The 25,016-nt window shown below is 67.0% G+C and carries 21 protein-coding genes; 19 read left to right on the forward strand and 2 right to left on the reverse strand.

Features of this window, described 5'->3' with window-relative positions:
- Window positions 1-127 precede the first annotated feature (127 nt).
- Window positions 128-1,549 carry a carotenoid oxygenase family protein gene (locus AC1Q7Q_RS32275; RefSeq protein WP_492373712.1) on the forward strand — a complete coding sequence of 474 codons (1,422 nt, stop codon included), beginning with the start codon at window positions 128-130 and terminating at the stop codon, window positions 1,547-1,549.
- Between the two features lie 66 nt (window positions 1,550-1,615).
- Here AC1Q7Q_RS32275 and AC1Q7Q_RS32280 read toward each other — a convergent pair whose 3' ends face one another.
- Entirely contained in the window at window positions 1,616-2,314 is a 699-nt protein-coding gene (locus tag AC1Q7Q_RS32280) for a TetR/AcrR family transcriptional regulator (protein ID WP_492373713.1), read from the reverse strand.
- A 431-nt stretch (window positions 2,315-2,745) separates the two neighbouring features.
- Between AC1Q7Q_RS32280 and AC1Q7Q_RS32285 the strand changes: the two genes are divergently transcribed.
- From AC1Q7Q_RS32285 to AC1Q7Q_RS32370, 18 genes are all read left to right on the forward strand, one after another.
- Window positions 2,746-4,005 carry an MFS transporter gene (locus AC1Q7Q_RS32285; RefSeq protein WP_492373714.1) on the forward strand — a complete coding sequence of 420 codons (1,260 nt, stop codon included), beginning with the start codon at window positions 2,746-2,748 and terminating at the stop codon, window positions 4,003-4,005.
- A 53-nt stretch (window positions 4,006-4,058) separates the two neighbouring features.
- On the forward strand, window positions 4,059-4,907 hold the full coding sequence (locus AC1Q7Q_RS32290; protein WP_492373715.1) for an iron-sulfur cluster-binding protein: 849 nt from the start codon (window positions 4,059-4,061) through the stop codon (window positions 4,905-4,907).
- Window positions 4,900-5,850: a dihydroorotate dehydrogenase gene (locus AC1Q7Q_RS32295; RefSeq protein ID WP_492373716.1), complete on the forward strand. Its 951-nt coding sequence runs from the start codon at window positions 4,900-4,902 to the stop codon at window positions 5,848-5,850. The genes AC1Q7Q_RS32290 and AC1Q7Q_RS32295 overlap by 8 nt, the downstream gene beginning before the upstream one ends.
- A gap of 73 nt (window positions 5,851-5,923) precedes the next feature.
- On the forward strand, window positions 5,924-7,177 hold the full coding sequence (locus AC1Q7Q_RS32300; protein WP_492373717.1) for a hydantoinase/carbamoylase family amidase: 1,254 nt from the start codon (window positions 5,924-5,926) through the stop codon (window positions 7,175-7,177).
- Window positions 7,178-7,241: 64 nt separating this feature from the next.
- Window positions 7,242-7,955, forward strand: a complete 714-nt coding sequence (locus AC1Q7Q_RS32305; RefSeq protein WP_492373718.1) for an orotate phosphoribosyltransferase — start codon at window positions 7,242-7,244, stop codon at window positions 7,953-7,955.
- A 263-nt stretch (window positions 7,956-8,218) separates the two neighbouring features.
- Window positions 8,219-10,252: a sigma-54-dependent Fis family transcriptional regulator gene (locus tag AC1Q7Q_RS32310; protein WP_492373719.1), complete on the forward strand. Its 2,034-nt coding sequence runs from the start codon at window positions 8,219-8,221 to the stop codon at window positions 10,250-10,252.
- Between the two features lie 344 nt (window positions 10,253-10,596).
- Window positions 10,597-11,670, forward strand: coding sequence for a 2,3-butanediol dehydrogenase (locus tag AC1Q7Q_RS32315; protein ID WP_416050472.1), 1,074 nt, complete (start codon window positions 10,597-10,599; stop codon window positions 11,668-11,670).
- Window positions 11,671-11,854: 184 nt separating this feature from the next.
- Entirely contained in the window at window positions 11,855-13,003 is a 1,149-nt protein-coding gene (locus AC1Q7Q_RS32320) for a hypothetical protein (RefSeq protein ID WP_492373720.1), read from the forward strand.
- Between the two features lie 308 nt (window positions 13,004-13,311).
- On the forward strand, window positions 13,312-14,340 hold the full coding sequence (locus tag AC1Q7Q_RS32325) for a thiamine pyrophosphate-dependent dehydrogenase E1 component subunit alpha (protein ID WP_492373721.1): 1,029 nt from the start codon (window positions 13,312-13,314) through the stop codon (window positions 14,338-14,340).
- A gap of 13 nt (window positions 14,341-14,353) precedes the next feature.
- A complete protein-coding gene (locus AC1Q7Q_RS32330; RefSeq protein WP_492373722.1) occupies window positions 14,354-15,427 on the forward strand; it encodes an alpha-ketoacid dehydrogenase subunit beta in 1,074 nt (357 codons plus the stop codon).
- A complete protein-coding gene (locus tag AC1Q7Q_RS32335) occupies window positions 15,424-15,675 on the forward strand; it encodes a lipoyl domain-containing protein (RefSeq protein ID WP_276264419.1) in 252 nt (83 codons plus the stop codon). Before AC1Q7Q_RS32330 ends, AC1Q7Q_RS32335 begins: the two co-directional genes overlap by 4 nt.
- Entirely contained in the window at window positions 15,672-16,409 is a 738-nt protein-coding gene (locus tag AC1Q7Q_RS32340; RefSeq protein WP_492373723.1) for a 2-oxo acid dehydrogenase subunit E2, read from the forward strand. Before AC1Q7Q_RS32335 ends, AC1Q7Q_RS32340 begins: the two co-directional genes overlap by 4 nt.
- On the forward strand, window positions 16,409-17,188 hold the full coding sequence (locus AC1Q7Q_RS32345) for a lipoyl protein ligase domain-containing protein (protein WP_492373724.1): 780 nt from the start codon (window positions 16,409-16,411) through the stop codon (window positions 17,186-17,188). Before AC1Q7Q_RS32340 ends, AC1Q7Q_RS32345 begins: the two co-directional genes overlap by 1 nt.
- A gap of 134 nt (window positions 17,189-17,322) precedes the next feature.
- Window positions 17,323-17,907 (forward strand): gluconate 2-dehydrogenase subunit 3 family protein, encoded by a 585-nt coding sequence (locus AC1Q7Q_RS32350; RefSeq protein WP_492373725.1) that lies wholly within the window; start codon window positions 17,323-17,325, stop codon window positions 17,905-17,907.
- 79 nt (window positions 17,908-17,986) lie between these two features.
- Window positions 17,987-19,561 (forward strand): GMC family oxidoreductase, encoded by a 1,575-nt coding sequence (locus tag AC1Q7Q_RS32355; RefSeq protein WP_492373726.1) that lies wholly within the window; start codon window positions 17,987-17,989, stop codon window positions 19,559-19,561.
- Between the two features lie 125 nt (window positions 19,562-19,686).
- Complete coding sequence (locus tag AC1Q7Q_RS32360) at window positions 19,687-21,651, forward strand: sigma-54-dependent Fis family transcriptional regulator (protein WP_492373727.1); 1,965 nt, start codon at window positions 19,687-19,689, stop codon at window positions 21,649-21,651.
- A gap of 150 nt (window positions 21,652-21,801) precedes the next feature.
- Complete coding sequence (locus tag AC1Q7Q_RS32365; RefSeq protein WP_492373728.1) at window positions 21,802-23,205, forward strand: MATE family efflux transporter; 1,404 nt, start codon at window positions 21,802-21,804, stop codon at window positions 23,203-23,205.
- 66 nt (window positions 23,206-23,271) lie between these two features.
- The gene (locus tag AC1Q7Q_RS32370; protein ID WP_492373729.1) at window positions 23,272-23,799 is read left to right on the forward strand and encodes an aldo/keto reductase; all 528 of its coding nucleotides are present in this window, start codon (window positions 23,272-23,274) and stop codon (window positions 23,797-23,799) included.
- Window positions 23,800-23,940: 141 nt separating this feature from the next.
- On the opposite strand, the gene AC1Q7Q_RS32375 is transcribed toward AC1Q7Q_RS32370, so the two are convergent.
- The gene (locus AC1Q7Q_RS32375) at window positions 23,941-24,972 is read right to left on the reverse strand and encodes an NAD(P)H-quinone oxidoreductase (protein WP_492373730.1); all 1,032 of its coding nucleotides are present in this window, start codon (window positions 24,970-24,972) and stop codon (window positions 23,941-23,943) included.
- Window positions 24,973-25,016 lie beyond the last annotated feature (44 nt).

Consider the following 25,016-nt stretch of genomic DNA (forward strand, 5'->3'; position numbering starts at 1 on the left):
TAAAACCTCCTTGCAGCGTCATGGTTCGCCTGCTAGAGTCCACAACTGATCACTGCATAGTTAAAAAAGGATCGATCGCGCCGCCTGGCAGGCGCGACGCAAAACCAACAGATCGGAGACAGCACCCATGGCCATCGCCTTCCCCACCAATGAGCCCTATTTGTCCGGCTACTTCGCGCCGCTGCACGCCGAGTGCGACGCGCCCAACCTGCCGGTCACCGGCGAAGTGCCCGCCGGGCTGCGCGGCACCTATTACCGCAACGGGCCGAATCCGCAGTTTGCGCCGCGCGGCAAATATCATTGGTTCTCGGGCGATGGCATGCTGCACGCGTTTCATTTCGAGAAGGGCCGCGTGTCCTACCGCAACCGCTGGATCCGCACACCGAAATGGGTCATGGAAAACGAGAACGGCGAAGGCTTGTCGGGCTCGCTGGCAAGCCGGCACCTGACGGACCCCAGGCTGCTTGAGCTGAACTCCACCGTGGCCAATACCAACGTGGTCTGGCATGGCGGACGCCTGCTGGCGCTGGAAGAAGCGCATATGCCATTCGAAGTGGACCCGGTATCGCTGGCGCCGCGCGGCTACCAGACCTTCGATGAGAAATTTTCCGGGCCGATGACCGCGCACCCCAAGATCGACCCGGTCAACGGCGAAATGGTCTTCTTCGGCTATGGGGCCCGCGGCCCGTTCACACCGGACCTGATGCTGCATGTGGCAGACAGCCAGGGCAAGCTGCTGCGCTCCGTGCATATCGTCGCGCCGTTCCCGAGCATGGTCCATGACTTCATGGTGACGCGCACCCACATCCTGTTTCCCATCTTCCCGCTGACGGGGTCGATGGAGCGCGCCACCAACGCCCAGCCGGCCTATGCGTGGGAACCGGACAAAGGCACGCACATCGGCATCCTGCCGCGCGACGGCACCGCGGCGGACGTGCGCTGGTTCACCGGCGATCCGTGCTACGTCTTCCATCCGATGAACGCCTTCGACGCGCCGCACGGCGGCATCGTCTGCGACATGATGAAGTACGACGTGCCGCCGCTGTTCCCCGGCCCGGACGGACGCCCGCTCTCCAACGGCGCACCCGTGGCCAGCCTGGTGCGCTGGACCTTCGACCTGGCGGGGAAATCCGGCGCGTATCGCGAGCAGCCGCTATGCGATACGCCGGGCGAGTTTCCGCGCCTGGACGAGCGCTTTGCCATGCTGCCCTACCGGCACGGCTATTACTGCAGCGGCGATATCTCCGCCTCCACCAAAGGCGACAGCCTGCGCAGCGGCCTGGCGCATATCGACTTGGCCACCGGGCAGGTCGCGCAGTACCAGCCGCCGGCCGGCGACAAATGCGGCGAACCCGTGTTTGTCCCGCGCCATGCGGATGCCGACGAGGGCGACGGCTGGCTGCTGTCCGTGATCTGGCGCGCCGCGGAGAACCGCAGCGATATGGCCATCTTCAACGCGCAGGCGCTGGCGCAGGGGCCGGTGGCGCTGGTGCACCTGTCGCATCGCGTGCCCGCCGGCTTCCATGGCAACTGGCGTCCCGCCGACTGAGGCGGATGCATGCTGCGATGCACGCAGCGCAAGGTGCTGGTGGACTGACCGGGCAAGGCCCCCGGCCTAGCCCGGCGTTGCCGATCCCCGCAACGCCGCCAGGCAGAACTGCACGACAACATCGGCCATCTGCTCGGCCGTGGGCTTGTGCGTGGAGGCCACAGGCAGGCGGCGGCGGTCGATGGTCAGCGTGGCCAGGCCGTGGGTGGCGGCCCACACGGAGAATGCCAGTTGTTCCTCGCTGAGCTCGCCGACGCCTGGCGCCTGCAGTACGGGCCCGATGGCGCTGCGCAGCACCTGGAACGAGGCAGCGCCCGCCTCCGCCAGCTCCGGATACTGCTCCCGGTCCGCGATCTCCGGCCCGAACATCAGGTGAAACCGCGCGGGATGCGCCTGGGCGAACGCCACGTAGGCGAGCATGATCGCCCGCAGCCGCCCTGCCGCATCGGCAGGGTCGATGTTCTCCACGCTCTGCCGGCGATACGCCACCAGGTCGCGAAACGCCTGGGCCGCGATGGCGGCCAGCAGCCCGTTCCTGTCCTTGAAGTGATAGGCCGGCGCGCCCGGCGAGACCCCAGCCAGCTTGGCTGCCGTGCGCATGCTCATGCCCGCGATCCCCTCGGTATCGAGCAGATGGGTGCCCCACGCGATCAGCGAAGCGCGCAGGTCGCCATGGTGCCATTGCCCTTCCGGCTTGGTGGTTCCACCCTGGGACTGGCCCTGCTTTACCGGGGCGTCGCCGCGTGCTGTTGCTGGTTTTTTCATGGAAGCGGAGTTTATCAAATGCCTGCACCGCGGCATGAATGCCCACGGTTTTCTCAATAATTAGACAAATGTGCCGTCACGCCTGCTGCGGACCAGCGCGAGGTGCCCACTGGCCACAATCCCGCGTGCCGCCGGGCCCCTAAAAACCCCTTGCAAACACGATTTCTCACGTGTAATCTAAAAAATAAGACAGATGCCGAATGGCAAAGGCTATTTGCAGCGTAGTGCCTGCAGCCCGATCCATCCGGTTATTTTTTCTCCATGCAGTCTACAAATTGAGACAGATTTTGGCTTGCCTGCGGTGTCCCGCAACCCGGGCCAGCCGGCAGCAGCGCTAACCCGCGCAACAAGTGAACCAGAAGGCGCTACCCGTCGACGACACAGCCCGCCGGCCGGCGCACATGCTCAACAAAGGCACAGAGGAACGCCCCATGGAAGCCAACGCTCGCGCATCGGTCCCCGCGTCCGACGCCCCGCCCCTACGAACCGACCGGGCCTCGCCCTACGCCTGGAAGGCGCTGGCCGGCTCGGCCATCGGTTACGCGATGGATGGGTTCGACCTGCTCATCCTCGGTTTCATGCTGCCCGCCATCAGCGTGGCCTTGAGCCTGAGCACCGGACAGTCCGGTGCCCTGGTGACGTGGACGCTGATCGGCGCGGTTGCCGGCGGCATCCTCTTCGGCGCGCTGAGCGATCGTTACGGGCGCGTGCGCATGCTCACCTGGACCATTGTGCTGTTTGCGGTCTTCACCGGCCTGTGTGCGTTCGCACAGGGCTTCTGGGATTTGCTGGCCTACCGCACCATCGCCGGCATCGGCCTGGGTGGCGAGTTCGGCATCGGCATGGCGCTGGCCGCGGAAGCCTGGCCCGCCAGCAAGCGTGCGCGGGTGTCGTCGTACGTGGCGCTGGGCTGGCAGAGCGGCGTGCTGCTGGCGTCCTTGCTGACGCCGCTGCTGCTGCCGCATATCGGCTGGCGCGGCATGTTCCTGCTGGGCGTGGTGCCGGCGCTGGTGGCCTGGTTCGTGCGCAACCGGCTGCATGAGCCGGAAGTGTTCGTGCGCCATGCCGAGGCCCAGGACAAGAACAAGCCGAGCGCGTTCAAGCTGCTGGTGGCCGATGGCCGCACCACGCGAACCAGCCTCGGCATCGTGATCCTGTGCTCGGTCCAGAACTTTGGCTACTACGGCATCATGATCTGGCTGCCGACCTATTTGTCCAAAGCCCTGGGCTTCTCGCTGACCAAGTCCGCCATGTGGACCTCGGTCACCATCGTGGGGATGATGGTCGGCGTCTACGTGTTTGGCCAGCTGGCCGACCGCATCGGGCGCAAGCCCAGCTTCCTGATCTTCCAGGCTGGCGCGGTGGCGATGGTGATCGCGTATGCGCAGATGTCCGACCCCGTCACCATGCTCTGGGCCGGCGCGGTCATGGGCCTGTTCGTCAACGGCATGATCGGCGGCTACGGCGCGCTGATCTCGGAAGCCTATCCCACCGCGGCGCGCGCCACCGCGCAAAACGTCCTGTTCAACATCGGGCGTGGCGTGGGCGGCTTCGGGCCCATCGTGGTCGGGGCCCTTGCCGCAGCCTATTCCTTCCAGGTGGCCATTGCCCTCCTGGCCAGCATCTACGTGCTGGACATGATCGCCACGATCTTCCTCATCCCCGAGCTCAAGGGCGTCGAGCTGGAATAAGCGGCGCGCATTGCATCGCCCCGTACCGCATTAGTCAGGACTCAGGAGTCATCATGCCTGCAACCTTGTGCAGCCCGGACAGCACCGCCACGGTAGCGTCCTATCGCTGCCGCGTGGTCGAACATTCGTGGGTCAACCAGCGCTACAAGCACATCCGCCTCGAAGCGGATGCGCCCATTGCCAGGATCACGAAGCCCGGGCAGTTCTACCAGCTGCGCTGCCCTACCACCGACACGGAACAGCCGTTCCTGCTGCGCCCCATGAGCGTCTATGGCGCGGGGCCGGAAGCGGGCCGCATCGAGTTCCTCTACAACGTGACCGGCGTGGGCACGCGCGCCATGGCCAGCCTGCCGGTGGATGGCCACATGGAGATCGTCGGCCCGCTCGGCAACACCTTCACCTTCAGGCCGGATTTCAAGCGGATCCTGGTGGTGGCGCGCGGCGTGGGCCTGGCCACCATGGCGCCGCTGATCCAGCAGGCAGCCGAAGCTGGCGCCGCCATTACCGCGGTGATGTCGGCCCGCACCCGCGACGACCTGATGGAGCACGAATTCCTGCGCGGGGCCAACGCCCAATTGCATAGCGTGTTCGATGCCGATGGCTCCTCGTCGGTGGAGGCCACGGAGGTACTCATGCGCGGCCTGATCGGGCAGCAGCGCCCGGATGCGGTCTACACCTGCGGCTCGCACCGCCTGCTGATGCTGCTGCAGCGCGTGCTGGCCGGCCATCCCGAGGTGGTGGGCGAAGTCGCCATGGAGCAGCGCATGGCCTGCGGCATGGGCGTGTGCCTGTCCTGCGTGCGGCTGTTCGATTGCGATGGTGACAAGCAATTCCTGCGGGTCTGCCGGGAAGGCCCGGTGTTTTCCATTCGTGAAGTGGTCGGGGAGGTGGAGTTTGGCTGATCTCACCGTTCGGGTTGGCGACTTGACGCTGCGCAACCCGGTCATGCCCGCCTCAGGCTGCTTCGCCATCGAGTACCGCGAAGCGCTGGACCTCAACCAGCTTGGCGCGCTGGTGATCAAGAGCGTCTCCCCCAGCTCCCGGGCCGGCAACCCCACGCCACGGGTAGCCGAGGCCTGTGGCGGCATGCTGAACGCCATCGGCATCCCGAGCAAGGGGCTCGACTATTACCGCGAATGCGTGCTGCCGCCCTACACCCGCTACAACACGCCGGTGGTGGTGTCGATCTCCGCCGATACCGCCGAGGCGTTCGCCCTGGCGTGCGAGCAGATGTCCTTGCCCGAGGTTGCCGCCATCGAGGCCAACATCTCGTGCCCCAACCTGGAAGCCGACGGCATGGCCTTCGCCATGCTGCCCGAGACCACCTACAAGGCAGTCTGCGCCATCCGCCGGCGCACGCGCCACCCCGTCTGGGTCAAGCTCACGCCCAACGCCAGCCACATCGCGGCCGTGGCCCGGGCGGCGGAAGACGCCGGCGCCGACGCCATCGTCATGGGCAACACGGTGCTGGGCATGGCCATCGACGTGCGTACCCGCAAGCCCAAGCTGGGCAATGTCATGGGCGGCCTGTCCGGCCCGGCCATCAAGCCGATTGCCCTGCGGCTGGTGCACCAGTGCCATCGCGCCGTGCGCATCCCCATCATCGGCTGCGGCGGCATCCAGAACGCCGAGGATGCCGTCGAGTTCATGCTCGCTGGCGCCGCCGCCGTCCAGGTCGGCACGGCGTCCTTCCGGGACCCCGGCGTCATGCAAAAGATCATCGACGGGCTGCAGGACTATTGCCAGGAAACCGGCACCGAGGCGCTGCGCGACCTGGTGGGCCAGGTCCGGCTCGACCCGCACTTAAGCGACCGCTGGCTGCGCTTCGCGCAGCAATCCGGCTGAGCGCCATCCGCAAAAGACCGCTCGCGCCGGCGCATGCCGCTGGCGCGTCACTGCAACGATCAACAAACGTGTCATGGAAATTCTGGAATTCAAGCCGGTCGCCGAACAGCTCTTCAAGGACATACGCGAGCTGTCGTCCGATGGCGTTGGCGTGACCCGCGACAGCTACGGCGCGGGCGAGACCGCGGCGGCGGCCTACCTGCGGGACTTCGCGCTGCGCCACGGCCTGCAAGCGCAGGCCGACCGCGCCGCCAATCTCGTCTTCCGCCTGCCGCAAGCCGACGCGGGAGTGCCCGCTACGTGGGTCGGCTCCCACCTGGACTCCGTCCCGCAAGGCGGCAACTTCGACGGGCTGGCGGGAATCGTCGCTGGCCTGCTCTGCCAGCTCCGGCAAAAGCGCACCGGCCGGCACTCGCGCGTGCCGCTGCAGGTAGTGGGCTTCCGGGGCGAGGAAAGTGCCTGGTTCGGCAAGGCGTACATGGGTTCGGGCGCGCTGCTGGGCAAGCTCAGCGCCGACGACCTGGCGCTGGCGCACCGTCATTCCGGCGAGTCGCTGGCGGCCTGCATGACAGCCGCCGGCGCCGATGTCGAGGCGATCCGCGCGCAGGCGCCGCTGCTCGACAAAGCCAAGGTCCATGCCTACCTGGAACTGCATATCGAGCAAGGCCCGGTGATGGTCGCGCGCGGCTTGCCGGTGGCGGTGGTGCCCGGCATCCGCGGCAATGTGCGGCACAACCGGATCCAGTGCATCGGCGAGGCAGGCCACTCCGGCGCGGTGCCACGGTGGCTGCGCAAGGACGCCATGTTTGCCGTGGCCGACCTGATCACGCGGCTGGACGAGCACTGGCGCGTGCTGCTGGAGCGCGGCATCGACCTGGTCGTCACCACTGGCGTGGTCAGCACCAGCCCGGAGGCGCATTCGATCTCCCGCATCCCCGGCATGGTGAATTTCAGCTTCGAGGCGCGCAGCAAGAGCGTGGAAACGCTGGAAGGCTTCTATCAACTGCTGCGCACGGAATGCAAGGCCATCTCGCGCGACCGCGGCGTGCGGTTCGAGTTCGACCGCCGCATCGAATCGGCCCCGGCCACCATGGACGGCAGGGTCTCCGAACGGCTCACGCAGGCATGCCGGCAACGTGACCTCCCGGTTGAGCAGGTGCCGAGCGGCGCCGGGCACGATGCATCGCTGTTCGCCAACGCCGGCATCCCCACCGGCATGCTCTTCGTGCGCAACGAGCACGGCTCGCACAACCCGCACGAGGCCATGGACATCGATGATTTCCTGCTTGGCGTGCAGGTGCTGGACGACACCATCGCGAGCCTCTGAGCCGCGGCCGAGCACAAACACTGAAGCACTGAAGCACAAAAGCACTGAAGCACTGGAGCCCTGCATGTCTCAACTACGCCCTCAACCCGACCTGTCCTTGTCGGTAGGCCAGGCCCTGCTGGATGCCGGCTGCGTGAAATTCCGCACGGACGAGCCGTTCCGGCTGCCCTCCGGCTGGGCCAGCCCGGTCTATATCGACTGCCGCCGGCTGATCTCGTTTCCGGCACTGCGCAAGGCGCTGATCCAGCGCGGCTTGACGCTGCTGCGGGAACGCAACCGGATCGACGGCATCGATGCCGTGGTCGGCGCCGAATCGAGCGGCATCGCATTTGGCGCCTGGATGGCCGATGCCCTGGCGCTCCCGCTGCTCTATGTGCGCAAGGAAGCCAAGGGGCTGGGGCCCGCCTCGCAGATCGAGGGGGCCGTCAACGCCGGCGACCGCGTGCTGCTGGTGGACGACATGATGGCCGCCGCGCGCTCCAAGCGGATCTTTTGCGAGGCGCTGGCAGCCGCCGGCGCCGTGGTGACAGACATCTTCGTGGTGTTCGACTACGGCACGTTCCCCACCGAGCGCATCCTCGCCCCGTGGCAGGCCAGGATCCATTCCCTCGCGAACTGGCAGGACATCCTGCAAGCCGCGCGTGACAGCGGCAACGTGGACAGCCGCGGCATTGACGAACTGCAGCGCTTTCTGGCCGACCCGGCCCGATGGTCGCGGGACCACGGCGGCATCGGGCCGGGCGAGACGGCAACGACGACATTGCCCTGCAAGGCGTAACGCGCAAGCGGGATCTGGTTGCCGGATTCGTCGGCGCCAAGGAAGGCGCTGGGAGAGATTCGGGTCCCGCCTTGCGCAAGGTACGAATCGCGTCTGGCGCGCCTCCCGTGCTGCACTGCAATGTGAGCGCCGGTTCGGGATGTGCTAAAAAGACGCGGCACGCTGACCGGTGCCGCGAGATAGTGGCATACAACGCAGCCACGTCGACCTATCGAACGCTGACGCACCTTGCCATTGGAGTGACGCATGTTGAGGAAGCTGGCATGACGCAATCATATGCACTGCAACACGCACGACGCGTTTCATCCGTGGTCGACAATGCGTCATTCCATGAAGCGGCGGCGCAGGCGCGCCTGTTTCGCTCCTGGACCCGCTCGCTCAATACCTTTCAGCTGGATCCGGGAAATACGTCCGGCCCGCGCGTCATCAGTGCGACGGAGCTGAAAGACAGGCGCAATCGCGCCGAGGCCCTGCTGCGCTTCTCGAGCCCGGTGGTGGAGCGCTTGCACGGCGTCGTCGGCAAGGCGGGCTATTGCGTGCTGGTGGCCGACGCCGACGGCGCCCTGATCGATTTTCGTGGGCAGGAAGACCGCCGCAAGGAATACCGGCAGCACGGCCTGTATCACGGCCGCTATTTCACGGAGGACGCCGAGGGAACCAGCGGGGTGGCCTGCGTGCTGGCCGACAAGGAACCCATCACCGTCCACACCGAGGATCACTTCAGGGCAGCGTTCACCTGCCTGACCTGTACCGCCGCACCCATTATCTCGCCAGCCGGCGAACTCACCGGCGTGCTGGACGTATCGGCCGTGCGAAACAGTGAAAACCGGGATTCGCAGGAACTGATCTACGCCTGGGTATGCCAGGCGGCGGAGATGATCGAGAACGCTTACCTGCTCCACGATACCGGCCACCTGTGGACCCTGTACCTGCACCGCAGCCAGGACTACCTGAGCCTGCACCCCGAACTGCTGATTGCGTTCGACGATGCCGGAAACATTGCATCGATGAACCGGCAGACAAGGAGCATGCTGAGCACGCTATACACCGCGATTCCGGCGAACGTCCAGCATCTGTTCGATCTCAATGCCGGACAGGTCATCGACCTGAACAGCGGCCTGGAGATGTTCCCGTTGCGCCTGACCCGTGGCGGGGACCGCTTTTTCGCGAGACTTCGCCCGCCACGCCAAGCCTTGCGCACGCTATCGCTGTCGCCGGGACACCCGGCCACCGGCCACGCCGAGCCCGCGGCCCGTGCCATCGCCAGCGATCGTCTGGTCACCGGCGACCCACAGGTCTCGTCGCATCTCGCCCGCGCGCTCCAGATCATCGACCGGCGTATTCCCGTGCTGCTGCAAGGCGAGACGGGAACAGGCAAGGAGGCGTTCGCGCTCGCCGTGCATCGTGGTTCGCTGCGCGCGTCGCAGCCGTTTGTCGCCGTCAACTGTGCGGCCATCCCGGATACGCTGATCGAAAGCGAGCTGTTCGGCTACGCGGAAGGCGCGTTCACCGGCGCAAAGCGCAAGGGGCTCAAGGGAAAGATACTCCAGGCGCACGCAGGCACTTTGTTCCTGGACGAGATCGGCGACATGGCTTTGCCGCTGCAGACTCGGCTACTCCGCGTGCTGGCTGAGAACGAGCTGGTGCCGCTGGGCTCCGAGCAATCGGTGCGGGTCGATATCAACCTGATCTGCGCCACCCACAGGGACCTTGCGCGCATGGTCTCCGAAGGCACCTTCCGGGAAGACCTCTACTATCGCCTGACTGGCGCCGTGTTCCGGCTGCCTCCCCTGCGCGATCGCACCGACCTTGGCGAGCTCGTCGACTTCTTCCTGGCGGATGAAGCCCAGGCGCACGGCACCCGGTCCGCGCTGTCCGAGGAGGCAATGGCATGCATCCGCCGCTATCGCTGGCCCGGCAACGTACGGCAACTGCGCATGGCATTACGGTACGCATGCGCGCTGGCCGCGGCCCAAGGCGTCATTGTTGCCGAAGATCTTCCCGACTATCTGCGCTGCCCGGCCGATGCCGCACCAGCGGCGCCGCAGCCCGCGAGCCCGCCAGTCACCGCGCAGGCATCCGATAGTGCCGGCCTGCGCCCCGGCGAGCTTCTCGAACGGGAGCACATCGCGCAGATGCTCGCCTGCCACCACTGGCGCGTCAAGGAAACCGCCAAGGCACTGGGCATGAGCCGCGCGACCATCTACCGCAAGATGGCCAGATACGGCATTGTCTACCCGGGTTCGGCGTCCTTGCCGGCGTCGGTGCCCTGGTCTCAGGCGGACGAGGCGGACTGAGGCACGGTGTCTCACCGGATCGAGCCGGGCCGTCTCACGCGGGCCGCGCCGTAGCTTGCCGGGCCCTCGCCGGCGTCGTGCTGTATCGCAGCAATAACCCCGCGCGGCCCACGCTTCACCCTGCCTGCGCCTGCGCCCTGCCCACGCTGCGCCGCAGCGCGCGCAGCACCTTCGGCATCCGCCCTCGTCCGCCGTCCTCTCTGGCATGGTTCATGCGATTTCCTTCCTGCACGAAGGCCACGCCACACACTGATCCGCGGCACCCGCATGGTCCTTCGTCGATTCCCCACAACTACGATGGAGACACAACCGTGAGCAACGAAGGTTCGGTGCATCAGCCCAGCATGAAGGCCGCCGTATGGCGGGGTCGCCACGATGTCCGCGTCGAGGAGGTACGCGTTCCGGACAAGCCCGCCGAAGGATGGGTAAAGATCCGCGTGCATTGGTGCGGCATCTGCGGGTCGGACCTGCATGAATATGTCGCGGGCCCGGTCTTTATCCCGGTGGACCATCCCCACCCGCTCACCGGACTGAAGGGGCAGTGCATTCTGGGCCACGAGTTCAGTGGCGAGATCGCGGAACTGGGCGCAGGCGTGACCGGTTTCAAGGTCGGCGAACGCGTCACCGCGGATGCCTGCCAGCATTGCGGAAAATGCTATTACTGCACCCATGGCCTGTACAACATCTGCGAGAGTCTCGCATTCACCGGTCTGATGAACAACGGCGCATTCGCGGAATACGTCAACGTGCCGGCGGAGCTGCTCTACAAGCTGCCGGAGAACTTCCCCACCGAGGCGGGGGCACTGATCGAACCGCTGGCGGTAGGGCTGCATGCCGTGAAGAAAGCCGGCAACATCGTCGGCCAGACGGTTGTGGTGGTCGGCGCCGGCACCATCGGCCTGTGCACGATCATGTGTGCGAAGGCGGCGGGCGCAGGCCGCATCATCGCGCTCGAAATGTCGTCGGCGCGCAAGAAGAAGGCGCTGGAGGTTGGCGCCAACGTCGTCATCGATCCCAAGGAATGCGACGCGATCGCGGAGGTCAAGGCGCTGACCGGCGGCTATGGCGCGGATGTGTCCTTCGAGTGCATCGGCAACAAGGCCACGGCGAAGCTTGCCATCGACGTGATCCGCAAGGCCGGGAAATGCGTGATGGTGGGCATCTTCGAAGAGCCCAGCGCGTTCAATTTCTTCGAGATCGTATCGACGGAGAAGGAAATCATCGGATCGCTCGCCTATAACGGCGAATTCGCCGACGTGATCCGCTTTATCGCCGATGGCCGCATCGACGTGCAGCCGCTCATCACCGGGCGGATCTCCCTCGCCGACATTGTGTCGCACGGCTTCGAAGAACTCGTCAACAACAAGGATGGCAACGTCAAGATCATCGTCCAGCCGGTTGCCAGCCTGGCGGCCTGAGCGCCGGACAGCTTGACGACTTAACGGCTTGACGGCTTGACGGCCGCTCATTCCAACGCGCCGCGTTGACCAACGCGGCCACCCTCCCATCCCACCGGCATGCGGGCCTCGCGCGATGCAGCGTCGCGCAGCGGCCAGCGCGCGCCTCGCGTGCCGGGCCATCATCGTACTGGACATGCCGGTCATGGAACCCCTCAGCCCCCATATCGAAGCTCAAGACACACCAGCGCTCGCGCCTGCCGGATTAGCGCTGCGGCCATTGGCATTCTCCGTGGCCGTCTTCCTGATCGTGCACGGCATCAGCCTTGGCGTATGGCGCCTGTTCGCCGACCCCGCCCAGGCCGTCTGGAAATACGCCCCCCAGCCATTTGGCATGTACCTCTTCTGGGGCATCCTGGTGCTGGTCTTCATCGGCTTCAACTTCGGCATGGCGGGATTCTCGGCGCTGAAGCAGCCAGTGCGCGGCTGCGCCGCCACGGTCGTGACGCTGGCGCTCTCCTTCGCCGTGCCCGCCGCGCTGGTCCATGGCTACGGCGCACTGGATCCGGCATTCAGCGCCATCAACGGCGCCGGCTACGGCGCGGCCGGCCTGATCGTGCTGATCGGCTTCTACGGCTTCGGCATACTGGCGACAGGCATGGCCGGATGGCCATGGTCCGACAGCGGCCTGAGCCCCGCGGCTAACGGCCTTGCTCAAATCGCCGCCGGCTGTTGCCTCACGGGCCTGGGCTATTTCCTGCTTATCTATCCCAGCGTGTCGGCCACCACCGCGCCGCATGCGACCCTGCTGCCGTTGCCGGTGGCGATCGGCTGGTTCTATTCCGTCATCGTGGCGTGGCTGACGACATTCCTGATCTTCCACAACTGGCCGTGGAACAGGCTGGCCCGGAAAAGCCATATGGCGCTCGCCGCGCTGGCCGGCAACTTCTTGCTGGGCACTGCGCTCTATGCCGTGCATCTGGCGTTGCTCAGATGGGTCCTCATCCCGCCCGGCGCCGTTGAAAAAATCGGCGCGATGCTTCCAAGCTGGCCCGCGCAGCTAGGCGTATGGATTGCCTTCTGGCTGATCTTCTGGGCCAACGTTGCCGGCAACTGGCCGACCCGGTTCGGTGCCGGCACGAACCGGGCCATACGCGCGGCATCCTGCTGGGGCCTTGGACTGATCTCCTTTTTTGCCTATACGCGATGGTTTGCCGGCGCCGTGCTGCATGAAGCGGAGATCGTCCCCGGCTTTGGCGGCGATCCGCTTACCTGGGTCGACCTGCTCAACTACGTCATGCTGATCTACGCCGTCTATTTCGAGTTCTACGGTCTTTCGAAGAAGAACGGCTGATCTGCCTGCCGCAAGGCTTGGCCGGCACTCCGCCCCCCTCGCGCGCCTTGCCTGCGGAAAAGCCGCCTCCGACGGCGACAGATGTCCCGCCCGATGCGACATCTGTCTCGCCGCCCGGCGCGACAGATGCCTGCCGCGGGCCTGGCGCCAGGCCGGCCCTCCCCACGCGTATCCGGCCTGCGGCAAGGCCTGGCGGGAAGCCGCGGGCCGGGCGCGGGGCTTCCCGCCCGCGCTGGCACCACTCTTGCAATTCAGGCTGGTCCGGCACCGCAGCCGGCCGCTGAAACGAAAGCAAGAGGAGACCCCGAATGGAACCCACCCCAAGCCATCTTCTGTGGATGTACGAGAAGATGATCGAGATCCGGCAATACGAAGAGACCATGGCCAAGGTCTACCTCGAAGGCAAGCTGCCGCCGAAGATCCAGAAAGGCCTGGCCTTCGACATCGGCGCCGGCCCCGTGCCCGGCGAGATGCATCTCGCAGCCGGGCAGGAGCCGGTGGCGGTGGGCGTATGCGCGCACTTGCGGCCGGAGGACACCGTGGTCGGCGCGCACCGCTCGCACCACTTCGCCATCGCCAAGGGCGTGCCGCTCGATGCCATGACCGCCGAGATGTTCGGCAAGGCCACCGGGCTCGGGCGCGGCAAGGGCGGCCATATGCACCTGTTCCATCCCGAAACCAAGTTCTCCTGCAGCGGCATCGTCGGCGCGAGTTCGCCGCAGGCCTGCGGCGCCGCGCTGGCGGCGCGCAAGCTGGGCAAGGACTGGGTAGCCGTGTCCTTCTTCGGCGAAGGCGCGGCCAACCAGGGCTCGTTCCATGAATCGCTCAACCTGGCAGCGCTGTGGAAGCTGCCGGTGGTGTTCGTCTGCGAGGACAACAAGTACGGCATCTCGGTGGAGAAGTCCGCCTCCACCTCGGTGCCTTCCAATGACGTGCGCGCCGCCGGCTATGGCATGCCGGGCGTGCTGGTGGATCACAACGACGCCGTCGCGGTGTACCACGCCGCCGGCGAGGCCGTGGCGCGGGCGCGGCGCGGCGAAGGCCCCACGCTGATCGAAGTCAAGACCGACCGCTATCTCGGCCACTTCCAGGGCGACCCGGAAACCTACCGCCCGCGCGACGAAGCCAAGACCCTGCGCAGCGCCGATCCGATCCACGCCCTGGGCGCCACGCTGCGCGCCAGCGGCCTGCTCGACGACGCCGCCGAAGCCGCCTTGCGCCAGACCATCTCGGCCCGCATCGAGGCCGCTTATGAATTTGGCCGCAACAGCCCCTACCCCGCGCCCGCAGAAGCGCTGCAACACGTCTTCGTCCAGCAAGACCTCGCACCAGCATAAACAGGAGACCCGCATGCAAACCACACAAAGCGCGCCCCAGGGCACGCGCACGCTCACCATGGCCCAGGCCATCGCCGAAGCCATCGGCCAGGAATTGGAGCGCGACTCGCGCGTCTTCGTGATGGGCGAGGATATCGGCAAGTACGGCGGCATCTTCAGCGCCACCACCGGCTTGCTGGACCGCTTCGGGCCCGATCGCATCATGGATACGCCGATCTCGGAAACCGCCTTCATGGGCGCGGCCATCGGCGCCGCCGCGCAAGGGCTGCGCCCGATCGCGGAACTGATGTTCGTGGATTTCTTCGGGGTGTGCTTCGACCAGATCTACAACCATCTCGCCAAGAACACCTATATGTCCGGCGGGCGCGTGGGCCTGCCGGCGGTGGTGATGACCGGCATCGGCGGCGGCTACAACGATGCCGCCCAGCATTCGCAATGCCTGTACGCCAGCTTTGCCCACATGCCGGGCATGAAGGTGGTGGTGCCGTCCAACGCCTACGACGCCAAGGGCCTGATGATCCAGGCCATCCGCGACGACAACCCGGTGGTGTTCTGCTACCACAAGGGCATCATGGGCTTGTCGTGGATGTCCTACTTCGAGGGCAGCACCAATGCCGTCCCCGAGGAGGCCTACGCCATTCCCTTCGGCCAGGCGCGGGTGGCGCGCAGCGGCCGCGACGCGACCATCGTCACGCTCTCGCAGATGGTGCAGAAATCGCTGCTGGCGGCCGAGCAGCTGGCGGCCGAGGGCATCGACGTGGAAGTGATCGACCTGCGCACCATCGTCCCGCTCGACCGCGAGACGGTACTGCGCTCGGTCGCCAAGACCGGCCGCCTGCTGGTGGCGGACGAGGATTACCTGAGCTTCGGCCTGTCCGGCGAGATCGCCGCGATCGTGGCGGAGAACCTCGATAGCGTGGCGCTGCGCGCGCCGGTGCGGCGCCTGGCCGTGCCCGACGTGCCCATCCCCTTCTCGCGCCCGCTCGAGCAATACGTGATTCCGCAGGTCGACACCATTGCCGCGCAGGTGCGCGCCCTGGTGCAGGACCGTCCTCTTTCCTATCAATTGAACCGAGAAGCAGCATGACCGACGTAACGATGGCCGACACCGTCTGGCAGGACGTGGAAGACGGCACCGAAGCCCTGTTGCAGGAGTGGCTGGTCAAGCCCGGCGACGCGGTCAGCGCGGGCCAGCCGCTGGGCGTGGCCGAGCTGGTCAAGACCACGCATGAGATCGTCGCGCCCGCCGACGGCATCGTCGCCGCACTGGCAGTGGCGGCGCAGGACACCTTCGGGCGCGGCGCCGTGCTGGCCCGGCTGGAGCCGAGATCATGAGTCACAGCCTTGCTTGCGTCCTGAGCGGCCCGCCGGCTACGGCGGCGGCCAGCGCCGCCGAGCGCGTCACGGTGCCGCTGACGGGCATGCGTGGCGCCATCGCGCGCAATATGAGCGCGGGCTGGGCCGTGCCGCGCGTGGCGCACTCGGTCGAGGTGGACGTGACCCTGCTGGAACTGGCGCGCCACACCATGCAGCAGAACCTGGGGCCCGAATGCAAGATCACGCTCACAGCCTTCGTGCTGCGCGCCGTGGCGCTGACCCTGCGCCAGCACCCGCGCCTGAACGCGCGCGTGCTGGAAAAGGAGATCGAGCTGATGCCGAACATCAACCTCGGCCTCGCGGTCAGCCTTGACGAAGGCCTGATGGTGCCGGTGCTGCGCGACGTGGACACCAGGTCGGTGGCGCAGATCGCTGCCGAGAGCCGCGCCCTGGCCGCCGGCGCGCGCGCCGGCACGCTGCCGGCCGGCGCCTACCAGCGCGGCACCTTCACCGTGACCAACCTGGGCTCGACCGGCATCGACAGCTTCACCCCCATCCTCAATGTGCCGCAGGCCGCCATCCTCGGCGTGACGCGGGTGGCCAAGCGGGCCGTGGTCAAGGACGACTGGATCGCGGTGGCGCCAATGATGGGCCTGCACCTGGTCTTCGACCACCGCGCGGTGGACGGCTATCCGGCAGCGCGCTTCCTGACCGACCTCAAGACGCGGCTGGAAACCGTGGAAGGCCTGTGATGCTCGCCCCCGCCTTCCTCGCCAGCGGCGCGAACTGCGCCGAAGAGCAAGCCTGGAACCGGGCCCGCCTGGCGGAGCCGGTGCTGCGCCCGGCCGTGCGCCTGTGGACCTACGCCGCGCCGGGCATCGTGCTGGGTTGCGCGCAGGCGTCCCTGCGCGAGCGCCTGGCAGGCTGCACCACCCCGTTTGCGCAGCGGGATTCGGGCGGTGGCGCCGTGCTGACCGGCCCGTGGATGCTGTCGGCCTCGATCGTGCTCCCGGCCGGCCACGCCCTGGTCGGCACCGGTACGGTGTCGAGCTACCGCTGGCTGGGCGTGCTGCACGCCGGGCTGCTGCGGGACCTCGGCATCGCGGCCTATGCGGTGCCGCCGGAGGAAGCGCGGCTGGCCCCGCCGGCGGATGCGCTGAAGTGGGCCTGCTTCGGCGGGCTCTCGCCCTGGGAAGTCGTGGTGGGCCAGCGCAAGATCGTCGGCCTGGCGCAGGTGCGCCGGCGTACCGGCGTGCTGCTGACCTCGGGCACGCTGATCGCACCGCCCGAATGGCCGCTGCTGTGCGGCGCGCTCGGCGGCGATCCCGCCGATGCCGACCGCCTGCGCGCCTGCACCACGTCCTGTGCAGAGCAACTGGGCGCGCCGCTCATGGCCACGGTGCTGGCCGAACGGCTGCACCACATGCTGATCGACGTGCTTGGCGAGCGCGCCGAACCCGGCCAACCCCGCCCCAGGGCGCGCCCGGCACCGGCCTGCGGCGCGCTGCGCGCCGTGCCCAGCCCGTGCTGAGCGGCGCCGCCCCGACAAGCCGCGACAAAGCAGCGGGAGGCGGCGGCGACCGGCGACAAGCAATGCCATGCACCGAGCCGGGGGGGCGGACAACGCCCGCACCGCGCTCCCACAAAAAACTGGAGACAAAACCAATGAAATCCCCACAGCCTGCCGGCCCTGGCGCCGGCACCACCATGCGTACCCTGCCCAAGCAGCCCACCGTTTCACGCCGGGGCTTCCTGCGCGGCGGCGGCCTTGCCGCCATCGGCGTGGCGGTGGTACCGGCGGCGCTGGCCCAGCCGCCGCGCGAAGCCATGACGGCCTCCTTGCGCGCGCTCGGCCCGGCCACCGCGCGCACGCTGGTGGCCATGTCACGCGATATCTTTCCCCACGACAAACTGTCCGACCGCTACTACGTCGACGCCATCGTCCCGCTGGAGAAGTCCGCCGCCGGCAACAAGGCAACGCGCACTCTGCTGCAGCAGGGCGTTGCCGCGCTGGATGCCTCGGCGCGCGAGCGCTTCGGCCGCCCTTATGGCGAAGTCGCCAAGGAGACCGATCGCGTGACACTGCTGCAGGCCATCGAGGCCACGCCCTTCTTCGAGAAAGTGCGCGGCGAACTGGTCACGGGCCTCTACAACAACAAAGCGGTCTGGCCCCTCCTGGGCTACGAGGGTTCGTCCTGGGAGAAAGGCGGCTACCTGCACCGCGGCTTCGACGATATCGACTGGCTCTGAGCCGCCGGCACCGGCATTCCCCCGACAAGAGGCCGCCCGGGCTACGGCAAGCCCCCCGGAGCGGCGCATGGAGACAAGCATGGCAACGAAGTTCGACCTCAAAGACGACAGCGTGGTCGTCATCATCGGTTCCGGCGCGGGCGGCGGCACGCTCGCCAACGAACTGGCCCAGCGCGGCGTACGCAGCGTGATCCTCGAAGCCGGCAAGCACTTTACGCAAGCCGATTTCGAGAATGACGAGTGGGAAATGTTCAACAAGATCTCGTGGCTGGACAAGCGCATCTCGGCCGGCGGCTGGCATCACACCAAGACCTACCCCAACCTGCCGGCCTGGATCGTCAAGGGTGTGGGCGGCTCCACGGTGCACTGGTCCGGGGTGGCGCTGCGCTTCATGCCGCACGACTTCCACAACCGCAGCACCTATGGCGCCGTGAAGGACGCCAACCTGATCGACTGGCCCATCACCTACGACGAGCTCGCGCCGTTCTATGACCTCGCCGAAAAGAAGATGGGCGTGACCACCACCGCCGCCTCCGGCCTGCCGGCCCTGCCCGAGAACAACCACTACAAGGTGCTGGCGGCGGGCGCGCGCAAGATCGGCTACAAGGAAATCGTGCGGCCCATGGCGGTCAACTCGCAGCCCTACGATGGGCGCCCGGGTTGCATGCAGATCGGCTTCTGCATGCAGGGATGCAAGATCGGCGCCAAATGGTCCACGCTCTACACCGAGGTGCCGCGCGCCGTGGCCACCGGCAAAGCAGAATTGCGGCCGCAATCCATGGTGCTGCAGATCGAGCACGACGCCGCCGGCAAGGTCACCGGCGTGCTCTACGTGGACGAGCGCGGCCGGCGCCAGTTCCAGCGCGCGCGCATCGTCTGCGTGGCCGGCAACTCGATCGAATCGCCGCGCCTGCTGCTGAATTCGGCCAGCAGCAAGTTCCCGCAGGGTCTCGCCAATTCCTCCGGCCAGGTTGGCCGCAACTACCTCAACCACACCACCGCGGCGGCCGTGGCGATCCACCGCAAGCCGGTTTATATGTACCGCGGCACCGCGCTGGCGGCGGTGGTCTCGGACGAAGCCCGGCTCAACACCCAACGCGGCTTCTTCGGCGGCTATCACCTGGAAGGGCTGGCGCTTGGCCTGCCCTTCACCGCCGCGTTCATGAAGCCGGGCGGCTGGGGCCGCGACGTCTGCTCGGCGCTGGAAATGTACGACCACATGAGCTGCGTCTGGGTCTGCGGCGAAGATCTGGCGCAGGAACGCAACAGCATTACCCTGCATGCCACGCAGAAGGACCAGTACGGCCTGCCGGTGCCGATCGTGAGCAAGACCGACCACGCCAACGACGCCGCCATCCGCGCCCACGGGCTGGCCCAGTTCCGCAAGATGTCGGAAGCGGTCGGCGCCACGCGCGTGATCGACATGCCGCCCTATCCCGCCAGCCACAACATGGGCACCAACCGCATGAGCGCCAAAGCCAGCGACGGCGTGGTCAACCGCTGGGGCCAGAGCCACGATATCCCCAACCTGTTCGTCTCCGACGGCAGCCAGTTCGCCTCCAGTTCGGCGTCCAACCCCACCCTGACCATCGTGGCGCTGGCGATCCGCCAGGCTGGGTACATTGCCGGCGCGCTGCAACGGCGCGAACTCTGAGCCGGCCGGATGGCCGCCCGCCGCGTTGCGGGGGGCGGCCAAATCGATTAGCGTAGAGCCAGCGCTGCGCCGGGCATCCGATCGCCCCGGCCAGCCCACCACATGAACCGGCCAAGGAGACAACCGTGCTGCAACAAGCACACCGGGCACATATCGAGCGCCTGCTTGCCTTTTCGCGGCAGCCCGGCGCGGCCGACGGCACCATCGAGCGCTCCTGGCTGCGCTGCTTCAATGACTATGGCCTCGACCCGAGCCGGCCGGTGCCCGCCTATATCGTGGAAGCGCAGCGCCTGCGCGAACACAAGGACCAGATCGAGGACTTTCTCGGCGTGGCGCGTACCGGCATGGAGCAGCTCTACAAGCGTGTGTCCGCCCTGGACTGCGTGCTGCTGCTCACCGACGCCCATGGCGTGACCGTGGACTTCATCGGCAACGACCACTGGGAGCAGGAGCTCAAGCACGCCGGGCTCTACCTCGGCGCGGACTGGAGCGAGCCGCGCGCCGGCACCTGCGCGGTCGGCACCTGCATCGTCGAGCAGGCGCCGGTGACCTGCCACCAGACCGACCACTTCGACGTGTCCCACATCTCGCTCACGTGCAACAGCGCACCGCTGTTCGATCCCACCGGCGGCTTCCTGGGCGTGCTCGACGTCTCCGCGCTAAGCGCCCCGGCACCGCGCGAGGGACAGCACCTGGCGCTGCAGATGACCACCATGTACGCGCAGATGATCGAGGATGCCAATTTCCTGCGCTACTTCCGCGACCAATGGATCCTGCGGCTGGGCTCGACCTGGTCGCTGGTGGACGTGGACAGCGAGATCATGGTCGCCTTCGACGCCGACGGCGTCATCCGGGGCATCAACAGCGGCGGCCGGCGCAGGCTGCGGCTGGCCGACGCCGCCGAAGGGCACTGCGGCGGCAAGCCCCAGGATGTGCGCGGCCACCTGCTGACCGAAGTCTTGCGCGAGGACATGAGCGAGCTCTGGCGCATCGCGCGCGCCGGCATGTCGTCCGAGCGCACCGCCGTGCGCACCCATGACCACGGCCTGTACTACGCCACCGCGATCGCCCCGCGCGGGGCACCGGGCCGGCCCTGCTCTCCCGGCGCCCAGCCCGCGCTGCCGAGCGCGCAAGCCAGCGCCGCGCTGGACGCGCTCGGCGCGGGCGACCCGCAGATGCAGCGCCTGATCCTGCAGGCCAAGCGCCTTGCCAACAAGCCGCTCAATATCCTGGTGCACGGCGAGACCGGCACCGGCAAGGAAGTCCTGGCCAAGGCGCTGCACGCCGCCAGCGAGCGCCGCGGCAAAGCCTTCATCGCGGTCAACTGCGCGGCCATTCCCGAATCGCTGATCGAGAGCGAGCTGTTCGGCTACACGGCCGGCACCTTCACCGGCGCACGCAGCAAAGGCATGCGTGGCCTGATCGCGCAGTCGGACGGCGGCACCCTCTTCCTCGACGAGATCGGCGACATGCCGCTGCACCTGCAGAGCCGGCTGCTGCGCGTGCTGTCCGAGCGCGAGGTGATGCCGCTGGGCGCGGAGAAACCCGTCCCGGTGGACCTGCGCGTAGTCGCCGCTTCGCACCGCGACCTGCGCCAGTTGATCGCCGAGCAGTGCTTCCGCGAAGACCTCTACTACCGCCTGTGTGGAGCCACCTTGCACCTGCCGGCGCTGCGCGAGCGGCGCGACAAGGACTACCTGATCGCGCGCATCGCCGAGGAAGAGGGCCGGCAGCTGGATATGCAGGCCGTGCTGGCGCCCGCCGCGCTGGCCCTGCTGCGGGCCTATTCCTGGCAGGGCAATGTGCGGCAACTGCGCAATGTGCTGCGCTTTGCGCTGGCCATGAGCGACCACGGATTGATCGACACTGAGGCGCTTCCGCCGGAGATCCTCGATAGCACGCAGGAAAACCGGCCGGATACGCGCCCGGAGGCGGCGCCGCTGCCCGGCAACGAACGCGAGGCCTTGCTGGCTGCCCTGCGGCGTAACAAGTGGCGTATTACGCAGGTTGCCGTTGACCTGGGTATCGCGCGCGCCACGGTCTACCGTCAAATGGAGCGCTACGGCATTGTCGCCCCCAACCAGCAATAAGGCTTCGGCCGTGGAAGCACCGTGAACGCCTGATCCCCGGCACGTACGGCGTGGGTGAGCGGCATCGTTCCTGTTCACCGGCGAGGCAGCAAGGCAGTGGATCGACCATAATGTCGGTCGACCCCAAACACCCAGCCCTTGCTGCACAACGTGCCAGACGCCGATAGTCCCCTCTCAGCCGCTTCATCCGCTTCAGTCGCGTCACCCGCCAGCGGCAGCGCTTCCAGCGCACCGCCGGCCCTCCCCGCTTCGCACTGGCGCCGCCGCGTGCTGGCGCTGGCGTTCCCGATCATCCTGGCCAACCTGACCCAGCCGATCCTGGGTGCGGTCGATACCGCCGTTGCCGGCCACCTGCCGGACCCGGCCTACCTGGGCGGCGTAGCCGCCGGCGGCCTGTTCTTCAGCTTTGTGTTCTGGGGCTTCGGCTTCCTGCGCATGGGTACCACCGGGCTCGTCGCGCAAGCGTATGGCGCCCAGGACGGCGCGGCGCTGCGCGCCACCCTGGCACGCGCCCTGATGCTGGCCACCGTCATCGGGCTCGGCGTGCTGGCCGTGCAGATGCCCTTGATCCACGGCGCGCTGGGCCTGATCGGCGGCAGCGACACACTCCAGCATCACGCGCGGGTCTACAGCCATGCGCGGATCTGGGCGGCGCCTTTTGCGTTGTGCAATTACGTGGTGCTCGGCTACCTGCTGGGCTGCCAGCGCGTGCGCCTGGGCCTGCTCATCCAGCTCTTCATCAATGCGGTGAACATTGCCTCGGTGCTGCTCTACGTTTATGTGTTCGACTGGGGCATCGCGGGGATCGGCGCCGCCACCTCCACCGCCGATGCGTGCGGCTTCGTGCTGGGCGCCGCGCTGCTCTGGCGGCTGCGCCCGCACGGCTTGCCGCCCCTGCGCTGGGCGGTGGTCGCCGACGCGCACGAACTGAAGCGGCTGGTCGCCCTCAACCGCGACATCTTCATCCGCACGCTCTGCCTGGTGGCCAGCTTCGGCTGGTTCGCCCATGCGGGCGCCCGGCAAGGCGACGTGATCCTGGCGGCCAACGCCCTGCTGCTCAACTTCCAGACCTTCATGGCGTACGCGCTCGATGGCTTCGCGCATGCGGCCGAGGCACTGGTGGGCGCCGCCATCGGCACCCGGGACCGGCACGCCTTGCGCCGCGCGGTCCGGGTCACGATGATCTGGGGCGCGGTGGGGGCGCTGTGCTTCTCCCTGGTGTATGCCTGCGCCGGAGAATGGATCATCGCCCGCCTGACCGACCAGCGGACAGTCCACGACGCGGCGGTACGCTACCTGCCGTGGGCGGTTGCCCTGCCGCTGGTTTCCGTGTGGGGCTTCTTGCTTGATGGCGTGTTTATCGGCGCCACCAGCACGCGCGACCTGATGCACTCGATGGCCTTGTCGTTCGCGGCGTTCATGGTGGCGGCGCTTGCGCTGGCCGGCCCGTTCGGCAACGATGGCTTATGGGCGGCGCTGCTGCTGTTCATGGCCGCGCGTGGCGTCACGCTGGCGCGGGTGTTCCCGCGCATCGAGGCCAGCCGCCTGGCGTGATGTCGAACATCACCGGACTTCGGTGCCTGGCATCCCGCCTCGGGGTGGCTGCCGGCAGTTTGATCTTTGATCTCGCAGGCGTTGTATCCCTATCCTTCGGACCTGGTCATTGCCACGAAAGGCGGCTTGGTGCGGCCAGATCGCCGCTCCTGGGTTCGGGATGGCCGCCCCGACCATTTGCGGGCCGCGGTCGAAGGCAGTTTGCAGCGCTTGCGGCTGGAGCGCATCGATTTGTATCAACTCCATGCGCCTGACCCGAACGTGCCATTTGCCGAGTCGGTCGGAGCCCTGGCTGACTTGCAGCGCGTAGGAAAGATCCGCCATATCGGCATCTCGAACGTGACGGTCGCGCAGCTCGCGATCTGGCACGCAGCATCACGCCCATCGTGTCGGTGCGGCCTGCGGGCGCTCAAGGGGAAGCAGGTCGCCACGCGTCACGGCCTCACGCATGCGGCCCTGTCTATTGCATGGCTGCTCGCGAAATCGCCGGTCATGCTGCCCATCCCCGGCACTCGATCCATCGATCACCTCGAGGAAAACGTGCGCGCAGCAGCCCTCACGCTGGCGCCAGGAGACTTCGACGATTTGCGATGAACAGGCGCTAGCGCTTGCAAGTGGCGCGACCCACCTCCGTGCGTTCTCGAACAGGCTCCGGCCGATCGCCGAGCAGATCGTGAGACGTCCGTGACCTTTAGAAGTGCTGCTACGTCGATCACGAAACCGGCAAGCCAGGCTTCAGCCAATGAGATCGGCACCTGTCGTAAGGACAATCTTTCCAAAGTGTGTGCCGGAATCGATCAGCTCGTGAGCGCCGCGAGCGTCGACAAGCGCAAAGGTCTTGTAGACAACCGGCTTGATCCTGCCGCTCTCGATGTGCGGCCAGACCTGCCGCTCGAGTTCATCGATGATGGCCGCCTTGTCCGCGGATGTGCGCGATCGCAATGTCGAACCCATATGCGTCAGACGTTTCGTCAACATCGGCAAGACGTTGAGATCCTTCGCCGGCCCCTTGATCACGCCCACCTGGAGGATCCGTCCGTCCATGGCTGCGGCGTCATAGTTTCTAGCCACGTAGTCGCCGGCAATGATGTCGAGGATCACGTCGACGCCTCTTCCATCGGTAAACCGCTGCGCCTCGGCGACGAAATCGTCCTCGCGGTAATCTATCGCGAGGTCTGCGCCTAGCGCCAGGCTGGCCTCGCGATGTGCCTGCGAGCCAACCGTCGTGATGATTTTCGCAGCGCCGAATGCCTTCGCCAGCATGGTCGCCGTGGTACCGATACCTGACGCGCCGCCATGGATCAACACCGATTCGCCGGCAACCAGCTTGCCGCGCTGGAACAGGTTCAGCCATACCGTCATCAACGTTTCGGGCATGGCCCCCGCCTCCACCAACGTCAGCCCTTTGGGGATATGCATCGTGTTGCAGGCGTGCGCGACCGCATATTCTGCGTAGCCACCACCAGGAATCAATGCACACACCAGTTCGCCGATCCGGAATTGGGACACGTCGGCGCCAACGGCAACCACTTGACCTGCCACTTCCAGCCCCGGAATGTCCGAAGCGCCGGGGGGCGGATCATAGAGCCCTTTGCGCTGGAAAACGTCTGGACCGTTCACGGCAGCCGCGTGGATGCGGATCAGGACCTGATCGGTGGCCGGCACCGGCACCGCGCGCGTAGTCGGCACCAGCACCTCAGGACCGCCGGGCTGTTTGATCTCAATGGCCGTCATGGACGACGGCACACGATAAGTTGAAGCAGGCATGGATGGCACTCCTTGTATAGATGAGCCTCGATTGATCCGGGCGG

The organism is Cupriavidus sp. GW823-FHT07A04, from assembly GCF_058794615.1.